17 protein-coding genes and 1 riboswitch are annotated in these 16,779 nt (G+C 73.9%); of the genes, 11 read left to right on the top strand and 6 right to left on the bottom strand.

Annotated elements, in window-relative coordinates:
- Positions 1-230: 230 nt before the first annotated feature.
- A complete protein-coding gene (locus ACWCSU_RS12065; protein ID WP_357705298.1) occupies positions 231-1,073 on the bottom strand; it encodes a deoxyribonuclease IV in 843 nt (280 codons plus the stop codon).
- Between the two features lie 145 nt (positions 1,074-1,218).
- On the opposite strand from ACWCSU_RS12065, the gene uraD reads away from it, so the two are divergent.
- From uraD to ACWCSU_RS12030, 7 genes are read left to right on the top strand one after another with little or no spacing between them, the layout of a single operon-like run.
- Positions 1,219-1,743, top strand: coding sequence for a 2-oxo-4-hydroxy-4-carboxy-5-ureidoimidazoline decarboxylase (gene uraD, locus ACWCSU_RS12060; RefSeq protein WP_449934960.1), 525 nt, complete (start codon positions 1,219-1,221; stop codon positions 1,741-1,743).
- On the top strand, positions 1,740-2,039 hold the full coding sequence (gene uraH, locus ACWCSU_RS12055) for a hydroxyisourate hydrolase (protein WP_357705300.1): 300 nt from the start codon (positions 1,740-1,742) through the stop codon (positions 2,037-2,039). The genes uraD and uraH overlap by 4 nt, the downstream gene beginning before the upstream one ends.
- Entirely contained in the window at positions 2,040-2,903 is an 864-nt protein-coding gene (gene pucL / locus ACWCSU_RS12050) for a factor-independent urate hydroxylase (protein WP_357705301.1), read from the top strand.
- A gap of 5 nt (positions 2,904-2,908) precedes the next feature.
- On the top strand, positions 2,909-3,769 hold the full coding sequence (locus ACWCSU_RS12045) for an FAD binding domain-containing protein (protein WP_357705302.1): 861 nt from the start codon (positions 2,909-2,911) through the stop codon (positions 3,767-3,769).
- Positions 3,769-4,239, top strand: a complete 471-nt coding sequence (locus ACWCSU_RS12040; protein WP_449934959.1) for a (2Fe-2S)-binding protein — start codon at positions 3,769-3,771, stop codon at positions 4,237-4,239. Before ACWCSU_RS12045 ends, ACWCSU_RS12040 begins: the two co-directional genes overlap by 1 nt.
- Complete coding sequence (locus tag ACWCSU_RS12035; protein WP_397038959.1) at positions 4,236-5,618, top strand: 8-oxoguanine deaminase; 1,383 nt, start codon at positions 4,236-4,238, stop codon at positions 5,616-5,618. The genes ACWCSU_RS12040 and ACWCSU_RS12035 overlap by 4 nt, the downstream gene beginning before the upstream one ends.
- A gap of 46 nt (positions 5,619-5,664) precedes the next feature.
- Positions 5,665-5,877: an EF-hand domain-containing protein gene (locus ACWCSU_RS12030; RefSeq protein ID WP_357705305.1), complete on the top strand. Its 213-nt coding sequence runs from the start codon at positions 5,665-5,667 to the stop codon at positions 5,875-5,877.
- A 111-nt stretch (positions 5,878-5,988) separates the two neighbouring features.
- Here the strand turns inward: ACWCSU_RS12030 and ACWCSU_RS12025 are convergent, their stop codons facing one another.
- Positions 5,989-7,140, bottom strand: coding sequence for a winged helix DNA-binding domain-containing protein (locus tag ACWCSU_RS12025; RefSeq protein WP_449934958.1), 1,152 nt, complete (start codon positions 7,138-7,140; stop codon positions 5,989-5,991).
- Between the two features lie 247 nt (positions 7,141-7,387).
- Here ACWCSU_RS12025 and ACWCSU_RS12020 point away from each other — a divergent pair, with 247 nt between their 5' ends.
- Genes ACWCSU_RS12020 through alc form a run of 3 tightly spaced genes read left to right on the top strand, consistent with a single transcriptional unit; the run spans position 7,388 to position 10,785 of the window.
- Entirely contained in the window at positions 7,388-8,530 is a 1,143-nt protein-coding gene (locus tag ACWCSU_RS12020; protein ID WP_449934957.1) for a glycerate kinase, read from the top strand.
- Positions 8,527-9,837, top strand: a complete 1,311-nt coding sequence (allB, locus tag ACWCSU_RS12015; RefSeq protein ID WP_449934956.1) for an allantoinase AllB — start codon at positions 8,527-8,529, stop codon at positions 9,835-9,837. Before ACWCSU_RS12020 ends, allB begins: the two co-directional genes overlap by 4 nt.
- On the top strand, positions 9,838-10,785 hold the full coding sequence (gene alc / locus ACWCSU_RS12010; RefSeq protein ID WP_449934955.1) for an allantoicase: 948 nt from the start codon (positions 9,838-9,840) through the stop codon (positions 10,783-10,785).
- Between the two features lie 6 nt (positions 10,786-10,791).
- Here the strand turns inward: alc and pknB are convergent, their stop codons facing one another.
- The 4 genes from pknB to ACWCSU_RS11990 form a co-directional block, all read right to left on the bottom strand.
- Positions 10,792-12,726: a Stk1 family PASTA domain-containing Ser/Thr kinase gene (pknB, locus tag ACWCSU_RS12005; RefSeq protein WP_449934954.1), complete on the bottom strand. Its 1,935-nt coding sequence runs from the start codon at positions 12,724-12,726 to the stop codon at positions 10,792-10,794.
- Positions 12,727-12,894: 168 nt separating this feature from the next.
- Positions 12,895-13,650: a thiazole synthase gene (locus tag ACWCSU_RS12000; RefSeq protein WP_357705311.1), complete on the bottom strand. Its 756-nt coding sequence runs from the start codon at positions 13,648-13,650 to the stop codon at positions 12,895-12,897.
- Positions 13,643-13,843 carry a sulfur carrier protein ThiS gene (thiS, locus tag ACWCSU_RS11995; RefSeq protein WP_352331034.1) on the bottom strand — a complete coding sequence of 67 codons (201 nt, stop codon included), beginning with the start codon at positions 13,841-13,843 and terminating at the stop codon, positions 13,643-13,645. Before thiS ends, ACWCSU_RS12000 begins: the two co-directional genes overlap by 8 nt.
- Positions 13,840-15,435, bottom strand: a complete 1,596-nt coding sequence (locus ACWCSU_RS11990; protein ID WP_449934953.1) for an FAD-dependent oxidoreductase — start codon at positions 15,433-15,435, stop codon at positions 13,840-13,842. The genes thiS and ACWCSU_RS11990 overlap by 4 nt, the downstream gene beginning before the upstream one ends.
- Positions 15,425-15,541: riboswitch (TPP riboswitch) on the bottom strand. (Overlaps the previous gene by 11 nt.)
- A gap of 52 nt (positions 15,542-15,593) precedes the next feature.
- Between ACWCSU_RS11990 and ACWCSU_RS11985 the strand changes: the two genes are divergently transcribed.
- The gene (locus ACWCSU_RS11985) at positions 15,594-16,763 is read left to right on the top strand and encodes an NAD(P)/FAD-dependent oxidoreductase (RefSeq protein WP_357705313.1); all 1,170 of its coding nucleotides are present in this window, start codon (positions 15,594-15,596) and stop codon (positions 16,761-16,763) included.
- Positions 16,764-16,779 lie beyond the last annotated feature (16 nt).

Here is a 16,779-nt window from a genome sequence, read left to right as displayed (position 1 = left end):
GGCCCAAGCAAGGGCCTGATGCGTCGGCTTCACCGGTGACCAACCAGGTCACCACGGCTGTCGGGCCCTTGACCGGGGGGTAGGGCCCGCCTGCCGATCACGTGAAGGGGCGCCTGCGGAGGCCACGGACCCCGGCCCCGCGATCCGGCCTTCGGGGGCGGCCGGATCGCGAAAGCAGGCGCCCCTCTCACGATCAGGAACCAGGCGCCCGTCACCGGGGGAACGCCGGATCAGCCCTCGTCGCGGAGCTTCTTCAGCAGCTCGATGTCCTCGCGGTGCCTGTCGGCCTTGCCGGGCGTCTCGATGCAGATGGGCACCCCCGCCACCGCCGGATGCCGCATGATCTCGGCGAACGGCTCCGCGCCGATGTGGCCCGCGCCGATGTTCTCGTGACGGTCCTTCTTGGCCCCGCACACGTCCTTCGAGTCGTTGGCGTGGATGAGCTTGAGCCGGCCGGGCGCGAGGGCGTGCAGCGCGTCGAACGTCTCCCGCACCCCGCCCTCGGCGGCCAGGTCGTGGCCGGCGGCGAAGGCGTGGCAGGTGTCGAGGCAGACGCAGGCCCGCGGGTGCCAGTCGAGCGCCGCGAGATAGGGCTCCAGGTCCTGGACGGTCGCGCAGAGCATCGCGCCCTGGCCCGCCATGGGCTCCAGCAGCAGGTCGGGGCCGCCCTCGGGGATCTCGTCGAGCAGCGGCAGCAGCGTCTCGCGCACCTGGCGCAGCGCGTCGTCGCGCGACTGGGTGACGGCCGAGCCGGTGTGGACGACGACGCCCTTGGCGCCGGTCTCGACCCCGCGCCGCAGCCCGTGGCGGACGACCGCGATGGAGTTGGCCAGCGTCTCGGGGTTGGGCGAGCCGAAGTTCACCAGGTACGGCACGTGGATGAAGGCGGTGACGCCGGACTCGGCCAGCTTGGCGTCCTCGGCGGGTTTGCCGTCGTTGAGCGCCCAGCCGCGCGGGTTGGTGACGAACACCTGGATCATCTCGGCGCCGATCTCGGCCATGTACTTCAGGCCGCCGGTCGCCAGGCCGCCGGTGACGGACACGTGCCCGCCGATCAGGGATGTCAAGGTCATGATGGCTCCCAGTGTAGGCGCAGCTCAGCGGCGTCCCGGCCGGGGCCGGGTTGGAGCATGACACGAAAAGTCCTGGCCATCCCGTTGCGTACTTGGGAGTTCTCACGGATGGACCGGGGAGCAGGCCCCTGTGTGTACTGCTGACATGCCCAACTCCTTGGCCCGGTTCAACCGGCGGCCGTGTGAGGAGGCGGAGGCCGAGCTGCTGGCCTGCTGCGCCTCCCGCGCCTTCGCCGCGGCGGTGGCCGCCCGCAGGCCCTACGCCGGCCGCGAACGGCTCGCCGAGGCCGCCGAGACCGCGGTGCGCGAGCTGAAGTGGCCCGACGTGCTGGAGGCGCTGGCGGCCCACCCGCGGATCGGGGAACGCCCGTCCGGGGACGGCCGGGAGTCACGCTGGTCGCGCGAGGAGCAGGCGGGCGCGCACGAGGACACCTCCGAGGAGGCTGCGGAGCTGCGGGCCGCGCTGGCCGCGGGCAACCGCGCGTACGAGGAGCGTTTCGGGCACGTCTACCTGGTGTGCGCGACCGGCCTGAGCGGGGCCGAGCTGCTGGCCCGGCTGCGCGCCCGGCTGGGCAACGACGAGGAGGGCGAGCGCGGCGTCGTCCGCGACGAGCTGGCGAAGATCACCCGGCTCCGGCTGGGGAAGCTCATGGAAGGGGAGGGGAGATGAGCTTCTCGACGCACGTCCTGGACGCGGTCGCGGGCCGGCCGGCCGCCGGCGTCCGCGTACGGCTGGAGCGCGAGGGCCGCGTGCTCGCCCGGGGCAGCACCGACGCCGACGGCCGGATCACGGGCTGGGTCACCGAGGAGGGCGTGCACCGGGTCGTCTTCGACACCGGCGGCTACCTGGCCGACACCTTCTACCCCGAGGTCGTCATCGCCTTCACCGTCACCGACCCCGGCGCGCACCACCACGTGCCGCTGCTGCTCAGCCCGTACGCCTACTCCACCTACCGAGGGAGCTAGATGACCGTCAAGCTCGGCCCCAACCGCTACGGCAAGGCGGAGACCAGGCTCGTCCACGTGGTCAGGGACGGAGACGTCCACCACGTCAAGGACGTCAACGTCAGCTCCTCGCTGTCGGGCGACATGGAACAGGTGCACAGGAACGGCGACAACGCCGCCGTCCTGCCCACCGACACGCAGAAGAACACCGTCTACGCCTTCGCCAGGAAGCACGGCGTCGGCGAGATCGAGGACTTCGCCCTCTTACTGGCCCGCCACTACGTCTCGGCGCACGCCTCCATCCACCACGCGCGGGTGGAGATCGAGGAGTACGCCTGGAACCGCATCCCCGGCCGGTCGCTGCACTCCTTCGTGCGCGACGGCGGCGAGGTGCGCACGTGCGTCGTCCACCACGACCGGGACGGCCGCACCACCGTCGTGTCCGGTCTGAAGGACCTGGTCGTGCTGAACTCGACCGGCTCGGAGTTCCACGGCTACCTCGTGGACGAGTACACCACCCTCCAGCCGACGACCGACCGTGTCCTGGCCACCGCGGTCACCGCGCAGTGGCGGCACACCGGGACGGGGGAGCGCCCGCCGTACGCGCGGGTGCGCGAGGGCCTGCTGGACGCGTTCGCGCAGACGTACAGCCTGTCGTTGCAGCAGACCCTCTACGCGATGGGCGAGCGGGTGCTGACGACCTGCCCGCAGGTCTGCGAGGTCCGGTTCGCGCTGCCGAACAAGCACCACTTCCTGGTCGACCTGTCGCCGTTCGGCCTGGACAACGAGAACGAGGTCTTCTACGCCGCCGACCGCCCCTACGGGCTGATCGAGGGCAGCGTGCTGCGCGAGGACGCGCCGGACGCGGGATTCGCCTGGGAGTGAGGACGATGGACTTCTTGCGGCCCACCACGTGGGCTGAGGCGCTGGCCGCCAAGGCGGACCGGCCCGGCGCGCTGCCCGTCCAGGGCGGCACGGACGTGATGGTGGAGATCAACTTCGACGTGCGCAGGCCGGAGGCGCTGCTCGACCTCAACCAGGTGGCCGAGCTTCGCGAATGGGGCATGACCGACGGGGTCTGCCGGATCGGGGCGGGGGTGACGTACGCGACGGTCGTCGACGAGCTGGACGGCGTGCTGCCGGGCCTCGCGCAGGCCGCGCGCACGGTCGGCTCGCCGCAGATCCGCAACCGCGGCACGGTCGCCGGGAACCTCGGCGCGGCCTCGCCCGCGGGCGACAGCCACCCGCCGCTGCTGGCGGCGGGCGCGGTCGTCGAGGCCGAGTCGCGCGACCGGGGCATCCGCCTGATCCCCGCGCACGAGTTCTACCTCGGGGTCAAGCGCAACGCCCTGGAACCGGACGAGCTGATCAGGGCCGTGCGCGTCGGGCCCGCCCCGGGACCCCAGTACTTCTCCAAGGTCGGCACGCGCAACGCCATGGTGATCGCGGTGTGCTCGTTCGCGGTCGCGTTGCACCCCGGCGAGCGGCGGGTGGGCACCGGGATCGGCTCGGCCGCGCCCACGCCGCGCCGCGCCCTGGAGGCCGAGGCCCTGCTGGCCGCGGAGCTGGACTGGGACGCGCCGCTCGCCCCCGCGCTGCTGGCCCGCTTCGGCGAGCTGTGCGCGGCCGCCGCCGCGCCGATCGACGACGTGCGCGGCACGGCCGCCTACCGGGTGCACGCCGTCGGCGTGATGGCCCGGCGCACGCTCACCTGGGCCTGGAACGACCACCTCGCGAGGAGGGCCGCCTGATGCGCCTCAACGTCACCGTCAACGGCCGCGACCAGTGCGTGGACGACGTCTGGGAGGGGGAGAGCCTGCTGTACGTCCTGCGCGAGCGGATCGGGCTCCCCGGCTCCAAGAACGCCTGCGAGCAAGGCGAATGCGGCTCGTGCACGGTCTATCTCGACGGGCTGCCGGTCTGCTCGTGCCTGGTCGCCGCCGGGCAGGCCGAGGGGCGGCGGGTGCGCACGGTCGAGGGGCTGGCGGAGGGCGACCGGCTCGACCCGGTGCAGGAGGCGTTCGTCGAGTGCGGGGCCGTGCAGTGCGGCTTCTGCACCCCCGGGCTCGTCGTACAGGCCCACGACCTGGTCGAACGCGTGCCCCGGCCCTCCGACGCCGAGATCCGCGAGGCCCTGGCGGGCAACCTGTGCCGCTGCACCGGCTACGAGAAGATCCTCGACGCGGTACGGCTGGCCGCCGCGCGGAAGGCGGCCCGATGACCCTGCTGATCGAGAACGCGCACATCGCGCCCGTCGTCGGCCCCGAGATCCCCTCCGGCCACATCGTGGTCGAGGGCGACCGGATCGCCGCGCTCGGCCCCGGCCCCGCGCCCGCGACCCCCGGCGCCCGGCGCGTGGACGGCTCCGGCTGCCTGGCCACGCCCGGCCTGGTCAACACCCACCACCACCTCTACCAGTGGGCCTCGCAGGGGCTGGCCCAGGACGCCACCCTGTTCGAGTGGCTGGTGGCCCTCTACGACGTGTGGGCCGCCATGGACGCCGAGGTCGTCAGAGGCGCGGCCACGGCCGGGCTCGGCTGGCTGGCGACGGGCGGGTGCACCACCTCCAGCGACCACCACTACGTCTTCCCCAAGGGCAGGGGCGACCTGTTCGCGGCCGGGGTCGAGGCCGCGCGGGAGATCGGCGTCCGCTTCCACCCGGCGCGCGGCTCGATGGACCGCGGCCGGTCGCACGGCGGGCTGCCGCCGGACGAGGTGGTCGAGGAGCTCGACGACGCCCTGGCGGCGACCGCCGAGGCGGTGGACGCCCACCACGACCCGTCGCCGTCCTCGATGGTGCGGGTCGCGGTCGCGCCGTGCTCGCCGTTCTCGGCCAGCGCGGAGCTGATGACCCAGTCGGCCGCCCTGGCCAGGGACAAGGGCGTGCGCCTGCACACCCACCTGGCCGAGACCCTCGACGAGGACGAGCACTGCATGGAGCAGTTCGGTCTGCGTCCGGTCGACTACATGGACAAGCTCGGCTGGCTCGGGCCCGACGTGTGGCTCGCGCACGCCGTGCACCTCAGCGACGCCGACATCGCCAAGCTGGCCCGCACCGGCACGGGCGCGGCCCACTGTCCCTCCTCCAACGGCCGCCTGGGCGCGGGCATCGCCCGGGTGTCGGAGATGTTGCGGCGGGGCGCGAACGTCGGCCTCGGCGTGGACGGCAGCGCCTCCTCCGAGCTGACCTCACCGGCCGGGGAGATGCGGCAGGCCCTGCTGTTCCAGCGGGCCAGGTACGGCCCCCGCGCGCTGTCGGCCCGTCAGGCGCTGGAGCTGGCCACCCTCGGCGGGGCGCGCAACCTGGGCCGCGAGGCCGAGCTCGGCTCGCTGGAGCCCGGCAAGCTGGCCGACGTCGTCCTGTGGCGGACCGGCGGCCCCTTCACCGCCGCCGTGGCCGACCCGGTGTGCGCGCTGGTGTTCGGGCCGCCGCCGCCGGTGGCCCGCGTCCTGGTCGGCGGCCGGACCGTGGTCGAGGACGGCGAGCTGCGGACGACGTCCCACGACGCGGCCGGGCGGGCGGGCGCCGACGCCCATCGCAGGCTCATGCGGTTGGCGGCCGAACGCGGGCTCTCGGCGGAGAGGGAGATCCATCACTAAGGTGTGAATGTCCGGAACGTGGCATCCAGCACTGAAAGGCGGTCCCGTGTCGGCAGAACTCCCCGGCGAGCGGCTGGCGCAGCTCAGAAGCACCTTCGCCGAGATCGACACCGACGGCGACGGCTTCGTCAGCGAGGCCGAGCTGAAGCGGCACTTCCCCGACCTGCCCGCCGAGGCCCTCGGCGCGCTGAGCCAGGAGGCCGACACCGACCAGGACGGGCGTTACTCGCTGGAGGAGTTCATCCGCCTGGTCGCCTGACGCCCTCGGGCGCGCCGCCTACGCCGACGGCGCGCTCCGGAGGGCGCTCCGACAGCGCCGCGCCTCGGCGGCGGCGGCCTACTCCGACAGCGCCGCGACGGCGGCGGCGGCCTACTCCGACAGGGCGCGCTCCAGGGGCGTGCGGAAGCGAGGGGTGATCCGTGCGCCGCCGAGCCAGGAGGCCAGACCGGCGATCTCGGCCTCCACGGCGGTCACGGCGTCGGAGCCCACGTCGGTGAGCGCCCGCCACACGATCTCGCCGCCGGGACGCTGCCCCCAGCCGCCGACGACCCGGCCGTCCCACCACACGGTCGGGCCGACGTTGCCGCTGCGGTCGAACAGCTCGGCCCGGTGCTCCTTCGGCAGGTACCAGTCGCGGCCCTGCCAGCCCATCGGCGTCGGGTCGAGGGCGGGCAGCAGCGCCGCCCACGGCTCGGGCTCGGGCGTCTCGTCCAGGTCGCCGGGCAGGACGTACCCCGGGCCCTCGTCCAGCTCGACCTCGACCGCGCCGACGGCGGCCAGCGCGGCGCGCACCTCGCGCAGCGTCCAGCCGGTCCACCACTTGACGTCGGCCTCCGTGCCGGGGCCGAACGCGGCCAGCCAGCGGCGTACCAGCTCCGCCTGGGCCTGCGGGACGGCCAGGTCGTCCATGGGCAGGGCGACGGCCCACAGGTGCTGCGTGCTCGTCCAGGAGCCGGACGGGCGGCCCTGCCGGACGAGCCGGCCCTCCATGCCCATCAGCGTGATCAGCCGCTGCCCGACGCTGTGCACGGCCTCGTACGGCTTGCCCACGGCCACCCGGAACTGCTCGCGCAGCCGCGGCTCCAGCACCCCCAGCCGGGCCGCCGTCGCCGTGCCCTCCTCGGCCAGGACGCGCAGCACCGACGACTCCACCTCAGCCAGCCACGGCTCGTCCCAGCCGCCGGCCGCGGTGAGCTCCTTGACCAGCGCCCTGCGCACCCTCGTGGCGACCGCGAGCGTGGAGGAGTGGTGCACGACGGGCACCAGCGCGGCCGGGACCACGAACACCGTGCGCCGCATCCCGTGCATGCGCACCAGCGTGCGGTCCTCGTACAGGGCCCGCTCGACCGGCGCCGGGCCGGGGGCGGTGAGCCGCGCGCCCGCCGACAGGAACACGGTCGCCGGGTCGGTCGCGTGCAGCGCCACCACGGAGGCCGTCGCCTCCTCCGGGCTCGCCGCCTTGGCCGCCAGGCTGTGGCGCACGCCCAGACGACGCCGCCGCTCCCGCTCAGAAATGCGCATGAAACGCCTCCTTACGGGATGTGAGCCTAGTTGGAGGATCAACCACCTCAGAACCCGTCAAGACCGCTCAGATTCGCGGCTGCTTCAGGGAGGCTGTTCGCTGAGGGCACCCACCCTGGGCCGCCCTCGGTCAGGGGCCTGATGTGATGATGAGTCACGCCTTCCTGCCCGCTCGCACCGGGCAGGAAGGCGTGTCCGGCCATTGTTCAGCATCTTGTGGGAGTTCGTAGTGGTTAAGCAGGTTCTGGTGGCACCCGACAAGTTCAAGGGCTCCCTCACCGCCGCCGAGGTCGCGGCGCGGGTGTCGGCCGGGCTCGGGGTGCCCACGGTCGAGCTGCCGGTCGCCGACGGCGGCGACGGCACCGTCGAGGCGGCCGTGGCCTGCGGGTTCGACCGGGTCACCGCGGAGGTCACCGGGCCCACCGGCGAACGCGTGACCGCGGCCTACGCCTGGCGGGCCGCGGATGGCACGCCGACGGCGGTGGTCGAGCTGGCCGAGGCGTCCGGGCTGCGGCGGCTGCCCGCCGGGCTCGCCCCGCTGACCGCCACCTCCTACGGCACCGGAGAGCTGATCGCCGACGCCCTGCGCAGGGGGGCGCGGCGAATCGTCCTCGGGCTGGGCGGCAGCGCCTGCACCGACGGGGGAGCGGGCATGGTCCGGGCGCTCGGCGCGCGCCTGCTCGACGACGACGGCGCCGAGCTGCCCGACGGCGGCGCCGCGCTGCGCGGGCTGGCCCGCATCGACCTGTCCGGGTTCGCCGACGTCGCCGGGGTGGAGTTCGTCGTGGCCGGCGACGTGGACAACCCGCTGCTCGGCCCGCACGGAGCCGCCGCCGTCTACGGGCCGCAGAAGGGCGCCACCCCCGACGACGTCAAGGTGCTGGAGGCCGGGCTGTCCCGGCTGGCCGCGGTCGCCACGCAGACCCACGGCCTGGTCGGCGCGGTCGAGCACGACGACACCCCGCGCGCCATGGGCGTGGCCGGAGCCCCCGGGGCGGGCGCGGCGGGCGGCGTCGGGTTCGCGGCGCTGGCCTTCCTCCAAGCCGAGCTGCGTCCCGGCATCGAATACCTGCTCGACCTGCTCGGCTTCGGCGCGCTCGTCCAGGGCGCGCGGCTGGTGATCACCGGTGAGGGGTCGCTCGACGAGCAGTCCCTGCGCGGCAAGGCGCCGATCGGCGTGGCCCAGGCCGCGGCCAGGGCGGGCGTGCCGGTCGTCGCGGTCTGCGGCCGGCGCACCCTCGGCGACACCGAGCTCAAGGACGCGGGCATCGAGGCCGCCTACGCCCTGACCGACCTGGAGCCCGACCCGGCCCGCTGCATGGCCGAGGCGGGCCCGCTGCTCGAACGCCTGGCCGCTCGCGTGGCGGCCGACCATCTGGAGGGCAGATGACCGCTTACGACGTCGTCGTCCGCTCCCGCCGGGCCGTCACGCCCGAGGGGGAGCGGGCGGTGGCCGTGGCCGTGCGGGGCGAGCGCATCGAGGCCCTGTACGACTACGACGCGCCCCTCGATGCCGTCGAGGACGTCGACCTGCGTGACCTGGCCTTGCTGCCCGGCCTGGTGGACACGCATGTGCACGTCAACGAGCCGGGCCGTACGCACTGGGAGGGGTTCGCCTCGGCGACCAGGGCGGCCGCCGCCGGCGGGGTGACCACGATCGTGGACATGCCGCTCAACTCCGTGCCGCCCACCGTCAGCGTGGAGGCGCTGGAGGTCAAGTTGCGGGCCGCGCGCGGGCAGTGCCACGTGGACGTCGGGTTCTGGGGCGGCGCGGTCCCGGGCAATCTCAAGGAGCTGCGGCCGCTGCACGAGCGTGGCGTGCGGGGTTTCAAGTGCTTCATGTCGCCGTCGGGTGTGGAGGAGTTCCCACCGCTGGGCACGGCGGAGCTGCGGGCGGTGCTGGCGGAGGTGGCCGGGTTCGGCGGGCTCGTCGTCGTGCATGCCGAGGACCCGGAGCTGCTGGCCGAGCCGGGCGGGCCGACGTACCGGGAGTTCCTGGAGTCGCGGCCGGGGGCGGCCGAGGCCAGTGCGGTGGCGCGGGTCGTCGCGCTGGCCGCGCAGACCGGGGCACGGGTGCACGTCCTGCACGTCTCCAGCGCCGAGTGCCTGGAGGTGCTGGCGCGGGCCCAGGCCGAGGGGGTGGCGGTCACGGCCGAGACCTGCCCGCACTATCTGACGCTGGAGGCCGAGCAGGTTCCCGAGGGGCGCACGGCCTACAAGTGCTGCCCGCCCATCCGGTCGCGGGCCAACCGCGAGCTGCTGTGGGAGGGCCTGGCCGGCGGTGTGCTGAGCTGTGTGGTCTCCGACCACTCGCCCTCGCCCGCCGAGCTGAAGGTGCCCGACTTCGCCGCCGCCTGGGGTGGGGTCGCCTCTCTCCAGGTCGGTCTGCCGGCGGTGTGGACGGAGGCCGCCCGGCGCGGTCACACCCTGGCCGACGTCGTCGGCTGGATGTCGTCGGCGCCCGCCGCGCTGGCCGCGATCCCCGGCAAGGGCGCGATCCGCCCTGGCAACGACGCCGACCTGGTCGCCTTCGACCCCGGCGCCGACAACCCGGTGGACGCCGCCCGTCTGCACCACCGTAATCCCGTCACCCCGTACCACGGCCGGGTGCTCAAGGGCGTCGTCCTGACCACCTGGCTGCGCGGCCGTCCCGTGGACACGCAGCCGCACGGCCGCCTCATCTTGGGAGAACAGTAGATGTCCGGCTTCACCACCCTGCCCGACCTGGCCCTGCGCTCCCTCGGCGGTTCGGTCGTCGCGGCCAGCGACGAGTCCTTCGCCGAGAAGGAGAGCCTGATCAGGCCGGGCCGCCCCGGGTTCCGCGCCGAGACGTTCGGCAACAAGGGGCAGGTGTACGACGGGTGGGAGACCCGCCGCCGCCGCACGCCCGGCCACGACTGGGCGCTGGTGCGGCTGGGCCTGCCGGGGGCGATCCGCGGCGTGGTGATCGACACGGCCTGGTTCAAGGGCAACTACCCGCCGCACGCGTCGGTCGAGGCCGCCGCCGTGCCCGGCCATCCCTCAGCGGCCGAGCTGGCCGCCGCCGACTGGACGGAGATCGTCCCCAGGACGGGGCTCAAGGGCGACGCCGAGCATCACGTCGAGGTCACCGGCGACGACACCCGGTACACCCACGTACGGCTGAACATGTATCCCGACGGCGGCATCGCCCGCCTGCGCGTGCACGGCGAGGTACGCCCCGACCTGTCGGTGTACGACGGCCTGAGCCTCGACCTGGCCGCGCTGCAGAACGGCGGCCTGGTCACCGCCTGTTCTGATGAGTTCTACTCCGCGCCCAACAACGTCATCGCTCCCGGGCTGGCCCGGCATCAGGCCGAGGGCTGGGAGACCGCGCGCCGCCGGGAGCCGGGCAACGACTGGCTGCTGATCCGCCTGGCCGGGCCGGGCCTGGTGCGCCTGGCCGAGATCGACACCACGAACCTGATCTTCAATGCCCCCGGCCACGTGGCGCTCACCGGGCTGTCCGGCGGACGTGAGATCGGGCTGCTGCCCAAGACCCGGTTGCAGCCCGACCTGCCCCACCGCTTCCGCCTCGACCACTCCGAACCGGTCACCCACGTCCGGGTCGACATCTACCCCGACGGCGGGCTGGCCAGGGTCCGCCTGCACGGCCACCTGGCCTGAGGAGGGCTACTGCCAGAGGTAGACGGTGGCGCCGGGCGGCCGCTCGCTGTTCGGTAACGGCCGCTGGTACTGGACGACGCCGCCGTTGGCCAGCCGGCTGACCCGGACGTGGAAGCCCAGCGACTCCAGCTCCGACTTGGCGTCCTTGACGTTCTTGCCGATGACCGCGGGCACCAGGCGGAAGTCCTGGTCGTCGCGGGCCTCGTTGTCGCCCTTGAACCAGTCCCAGAAGTCGGTCTGGCAGCGCGCCACCGTGATCATGGCGGGCGTGCCCTTGTCGACCTCGGACTTGGCCTTGGGCGCCTGGGCGATGACCGTGCAGGGCTCGGCGTCGTCGTCGACCTCGTTGACCTGCACCTGGAAGCCCTGGCCGCCCAGGTAGGCGGCGGCCTCGTCCTTCGGCATGCCGGTCACGTCGGGCATCACCATGCCGGCGCTCACGAAGATGCCGACCTTCGCGCCCTCCTTGACCTTCTCGCCCGCCTCGGGGGAGCTGCGGATCACCTTGTTCCGCTCGACCTCGGCGCTGGGCAGGCGCTTGACGCTGCCCACGGTGAGCCCGGCCTCGGCGATCTTGACGCGGGCCTCGTCGCTGGTCAGCCCCTTGACGCTGGGGACGATCACCCGCTTGGGGCCGAGCGAGGGCACCAGCGTGATCGTGCCGCCGCTCTCCAGCTCGGTCTTGCCCTCGGGGTCGGTACGCAGCACCAGCCCCTCGGCGGTGTCCTCGTCGTACTCGCCCGCGACCTTGTGGATCTTGAAGCCCTTGCTCGTGGCGGTCCGCTCGGCGACCACCATGTTCTGGCCGACCAGGTCGGGCACCTGCACCATCTTGGTCTGGGAGAAGTACCAGCCGGTCAGCGCCACCGCGACCACCATGACCGCGGCGAGGGTGACCAGGAACCAGTTGGGCTTGAACGAGCGCGTGGACGGCGGCGGCGACACCGGCGGCACCGGCGGCGCCATCTCGGCGCGCGGCTGGATCAGCGTGTGGGCGGGCGCGGCCATCGGCATCGACGGGGCGCCCGCGCCGCTCGGACGCGGCGGGATCGACTGGTTGAACACCGCCGTCATGGCCGGCGGGGTGCTCAGCCGGGGCAACATGCGATGGGCCTCGACCGCCTGGACGAGCATCGCCGTGGCGTCGTTGGGGCGGTCGTGCGGCTCGCGGGCCGTGGCGTGCGCGACGAGCGTGTCGATCAGCGGCGGCACCTCGGGCACCAGCGCCGACGGCGGAGGCACCGTGTCGTGGACGTGCCGGTAGGCCACCGACATCGGCGTCTCGCCGTCGTAGGGCTGCTGCCCGGTCACCAGCTCGAACAGCATGATGCCCGCGGCGTAGACGTCGCTGCGCACGTCGGCGCCGCCGGTGGTGACCTGCTCGGGCGACATGTAGCCGATCGTGCCGATCATCACGCCGGTACGGGTCTGGTTGGTCGCCTCGATGGCCCTGGCCAGCCCGAAGTCGACGACCTTGACCCGGCCGTCGTCGGTCATCAGCACGTTCTCGGGCTTCACGTCGCGGTGGACCATCCCGGCCTGGTGGGCCGCGCCCAGGGCGGCGAGCACCGGGATCATGATCTCCAGCGCCTCGCGGGCGGGCAGCCTGCCGCGCTCGCGCAGGATGTCGCGGAGCGTGCGGCCCGGCACGTACTCCATCGACAGGTAGACGACGTCGGTGTCGGTGCCCTGGTCGAAGACGTGCACCACGTTGGGGTGGGACAGACTCGCGACCGACTTGGCCTCACCGATGAACCTGCGGACGAAGGCCGGGTCCTCGGCGAGCGAGGAGTGCATGACCTTCAGCGCGACAGTGCGGTCCAGCCGGACGTCGAGCGCCAGGTAGACGGTCGCCATACCGCCCCGGGCGATCCGGCTCTCGATGCGGTAGCGCCCATCGAGGAGCCGCCCGACCAGGGGGTCCGCAGTCGTCTTATCCACCACCCCCCTGAGTTTACGGGCGTTTTGGCACCGGCAGGGCCCGCGCGCCCGAAACCGATGCGGAGACGTTCCCAGGAGGGCGGCCCCGACCGGCGGGAGGACCCGGCGCGAGCCGAGCCCTCCGAGGGATCTGAGGGGGATCCTACGCGGCGAACTTCCGGCGGGCCCCTACGGGGTCGTCGGCGAGGACGCCTCCGCGTAGCGGCGGCGCGGGATCCTGCCCGCCTGCCGCGCCTGGCGCCCCGCCGCCACGGCCGCCCTCATCGCCGAGGCCATGAGCTCGGGCCGCTGCGCGCGGGTCACCGCCGTGGCCAGCAGCACCGCGTCGCAGCCCAGCTCCATGGCCAGGGCGGCGTCGCTGGCCGTGCCGATGCCCGCGTCGAGGATCACCGGCACCGCGGCGGCCTCCACGATGAGCTCGATGTTGTGCGGGTTCCTGATGCCGAGGCCCGACCCGATCGGCGCGCCCAGAGGCATCACGGCCGCGCAGCCGGCCTGCTCCAGCCGCCGCGCCAGCGCCGGGTCGTCGCCGATGTACGGCAGCACCACGAACCCGTCGGCCACCAGCCGCTCGGCCGCGTCGAACGTCTCGATCGGGTCGGGCAGCAGCGTGCGCTCGTCGGAGATGACCTCTAGCTTGACCCAGTTCGTCCCCAGGGCCTCGCGGGCCAGCCGGGCCGTCAGGACGGCCTCGCCCGCGGTGAAGCAGCCCGCGGTGTTGGGCAGCACCTTGATGTCGCGGCGGCGCAGCACGTCGAGGACCGAGCCGCGGGCGCCGGGGTCGAGCCGCCGCATGGCCACCGTGGTCAGCTGGGTGCCCGAGGCGGCCAGCGCCTGGTCGAGCACCTCCAGGGAGGGCGCGCCGCCCGTGCCCATGATGAGCCGGGAGGAGAACTTCTCCCCGGCGATGATCAGCTCATCCACCCTGCACCGCCGTCAGCACCTCGACGCGGTCGCGGTCGCCGAGCGCCGTCGTCTCCCACGAGCTGCGCGTCACCACCTCGTCGTTCACGGCCACCGCGACCCCGGTGGTGGCGGTGGTCAGCGTCCGTACGGCCTGGGCCACGGTGGTGCCGTCGGCCACCTCGTGCGCGGCGCCGTTGATCGTCACAATCATGAAATATCCCGAAATCTCGCGGGCGAGCACAGCGCGGCCAGCTCGCCCTCCTCACCCGTCAGAATCCCCGCACCCGGCAACGACCCCGCCCCGCGTGACGCCACCCCTGAGGACGCTGCCGCCCCTGGAGACGCCGCCCCTGAGGACGCGGGCCCCCCTGGAGACGCTGTCCCTCGGGACGCTGCCGCCCCTGCAGACGCCGCTCCTGAGGCCGTTGGCCCCTTGGGGGCTGCCCCTGATGGCGGCGTCACCGTGGTGGGGGTCGCAGGGGACGGTGTCGCCCCGGCAGGTGTCGTGAGGGTTGCTGTGACCAGGGCCGCCGTGAGGGGGGCCAGCAGGACCCCGCCCCGGTGGTGGCCGGTCGCCAGCACCAGCCCGGGAGCCGCGCCCGGCCCGATGATCGGCAGGTTGTCGGGGGTGCCCGGCCGCAGCCCGGCGACCACGTCGGCGACCTCCAGCTCGGTGACGCCCGGCACCAGCTCCCTGGCGTCCCGCAGCAGCTCGTAGAGCCCGCCGGCGGTCACCCGGGTGTCGAACCCCAGCTCCTCCTGCGTGGCCCCGAGCACCAGCTCGCCGTCGCCCCTGGGGACGAGGTAGACGGGGGCGCCGTGCACCATCCCGCGTACGCACCGCCCGAGCAGCGGCTGCGGCGAGCGCAACCGCATGATCTGTCCCTTGATCGGCCGTACCGGCACGCCGGCCAGTTCTCCGCTCCACGCCCCGGCGGCCAGCACCACGCGATCGGCCGCGATCTCCCGCACGGCGGCGCCAGGCTGACCCGGGTCGGGTTCGAGGCGCACACCGATCACGGCACCCGCCGCGGCCCCGGTCATCGCCCCGATCCCAGCGCCGGTCCCAGCACCGATCCCAGCGTCGGTCCCAGTGCCGGTCGTGGTGTCGCCGTCGCGCAGCAGCCCGGTCACCCGCGCCCGCACCAGGGGCACGCCCAGCCGGTCGAGCGCGGCCAGCAGCGCCGCCGTGACGCGGCGCGGGTCGACCCAGGCGTCACCGGGGGCCAGCAGCCCGCCGCGCACCGACGGGGCCAGCATGGGCTCCAGGCGGCGGCACTCGCGCCCGGTCAGCCGCTCCACCCGGAGCCCCAGCTTGTCCATGAACGCCGCCAGGTCGTCGAGCGCCGCGAGGTCGTCGGCCCCGAAGGCGACGTCGAGCGTGCCGTCGGCGCGCAGGTCGAGCCCCCGGCGCGCGGCCTCCATCGACCCCGCCTCCCCGGCCACCCGCCCGAACCCGCCGCCGAATCCCGCGCCGGACCCACTGGCGAGCCCCGCGCCGAAGCCCGAGCCGGTGCCACCGGCGAGCCCTGTGGCGAAGCCTGCGGCAGACCCGTCGTCCAGCCCCGCGTCGGCGGCCAGCTCGGCCGCGAAGGACGGCCACCGGTTCAGCGACGCGGCCCCCAGCCGCAGCAGCGGCTCCTCGGTGTAGGCGACCTCGCTGACGGGGGCGAGCATCCCGGCCGCCGCGTAGGAGGCCCCGCGGCCCGGGGCCGGGTCGACCACCGTGACGGGCGACCCCGCTCGGGCCAGCCGCCAGGCGATCGACAACCCGACGACCCCGCCGCCCACGATCACATTCATCCGCGCTCCCTTCGCCGGCATGATCCGGATCAGGTGTCTTGCGGTCGAAGGCCCGTTCAAGCCTTCCTCTCAGCCCGGTGACGGCCGGACTCCCGCGCGTCTTGCCCTCCCAGCCTACGGCCTCGGTGCGACGCGCCGGCACGGCCCCCGTTATGGTCATGAACGTGAACCATGTCGTAGTGGTGGGAGCGGGCCTGGCCGGGCTGCGGAGCGCCGAGGCGCTGCGCGGGCGCGGCTTCACCGGACGGATCACGCTGATCGGCCAGGAGCGCCATCGGCCCTACGACCGCCCGCCTCTGTCCAAGGCCGTCCTGTCGGGCGCCGCCGACTCCAGCTTCCTGGAGGCCGACCTCGACGCGCTGGAGATCGACTTCTGGCCCGGCGTCACCGCCAAGGCCCTGCGCCAGGGCGTCCTGGAGACGACCGAGGGCGAGCTCGGCTATGACGGCCTGGTGATCGCCACCGGCGCCGAGCCGATCACCGTGCCCGGCGACGGCCCCCAGCACGTCCTGCGCACCCTCGACGACGCCCACGAGCTGCGCGCCGGGCTGGTGGCCGGGGCGCACGTCGCGATCATCGGCGCGGGCTGGATCGGCGCCGAGGTCGCCACCGCCGCCCGCAAGGCCGGTTGCACGGTGACCGTGATCGAGGCCGGCCCCACCCCGCTGGCCAACGCCGTGGGCCCGGAGATCGGCGCCCGCACCCTGCACTGGTACGACGGCATCGACCTGCGCCTGAACACCATGGTCGACGAGGTGGACGAGGGCGGCGTACGGCTGGTGGGCGGCGAGTTCGTCCAGGCCCACGTGGTCGTCACCGGCATCGGCGTGCGGCCCGCCATCGAATGGCTGGCCGGTTCCGACATCGACCTGCACAACGGCGTCGTCACCGACGAGCACCTGCGCACGTCCATGCCGGGTGTGGTCGCGGCCGGCGACTGCGCCGCCTGGTGGTCGCGCCGCTACGGCACCCGGCTCCGCGTCGAGCACTGGGACACCGCGCTCGGCTCGCCTGAGGTCGCCGCCGCGACCCTGCTGGGCGAGGAGGCCGTCTACGATCCGGCGCCCTACTTCTGGTCCGAGCAGTTCGGCCACATGGTCCAGTACATCGGCCACCATCCCTCCGGCGACCGCCTGGTCTACCGGGGCGAGCCCGAGGGCAAGTGGTCGGCCGTCTGGCTGACCTCGGGCGACACCCTCGCCGCGGTGCTCGCCGTCGACCGGCCCCGGGACTACGTGCAGGGCCGTAGGATCATCGAAGGCGGTCACCGCCTCGACACAGAACGCCTGGTAGATCCAGAGGTCCCCCTACGGGATTGTGTTGTTTGAGCAAGGACGGCATGTG

Source organism: Nonomuraea sp. NPDC001699 (genome assembly GCF_053596455.1).
Note: the sequence above shows the minus strand (reverse complement) of the source record. Positions and strands in the feature narration are given on the sequence as shown.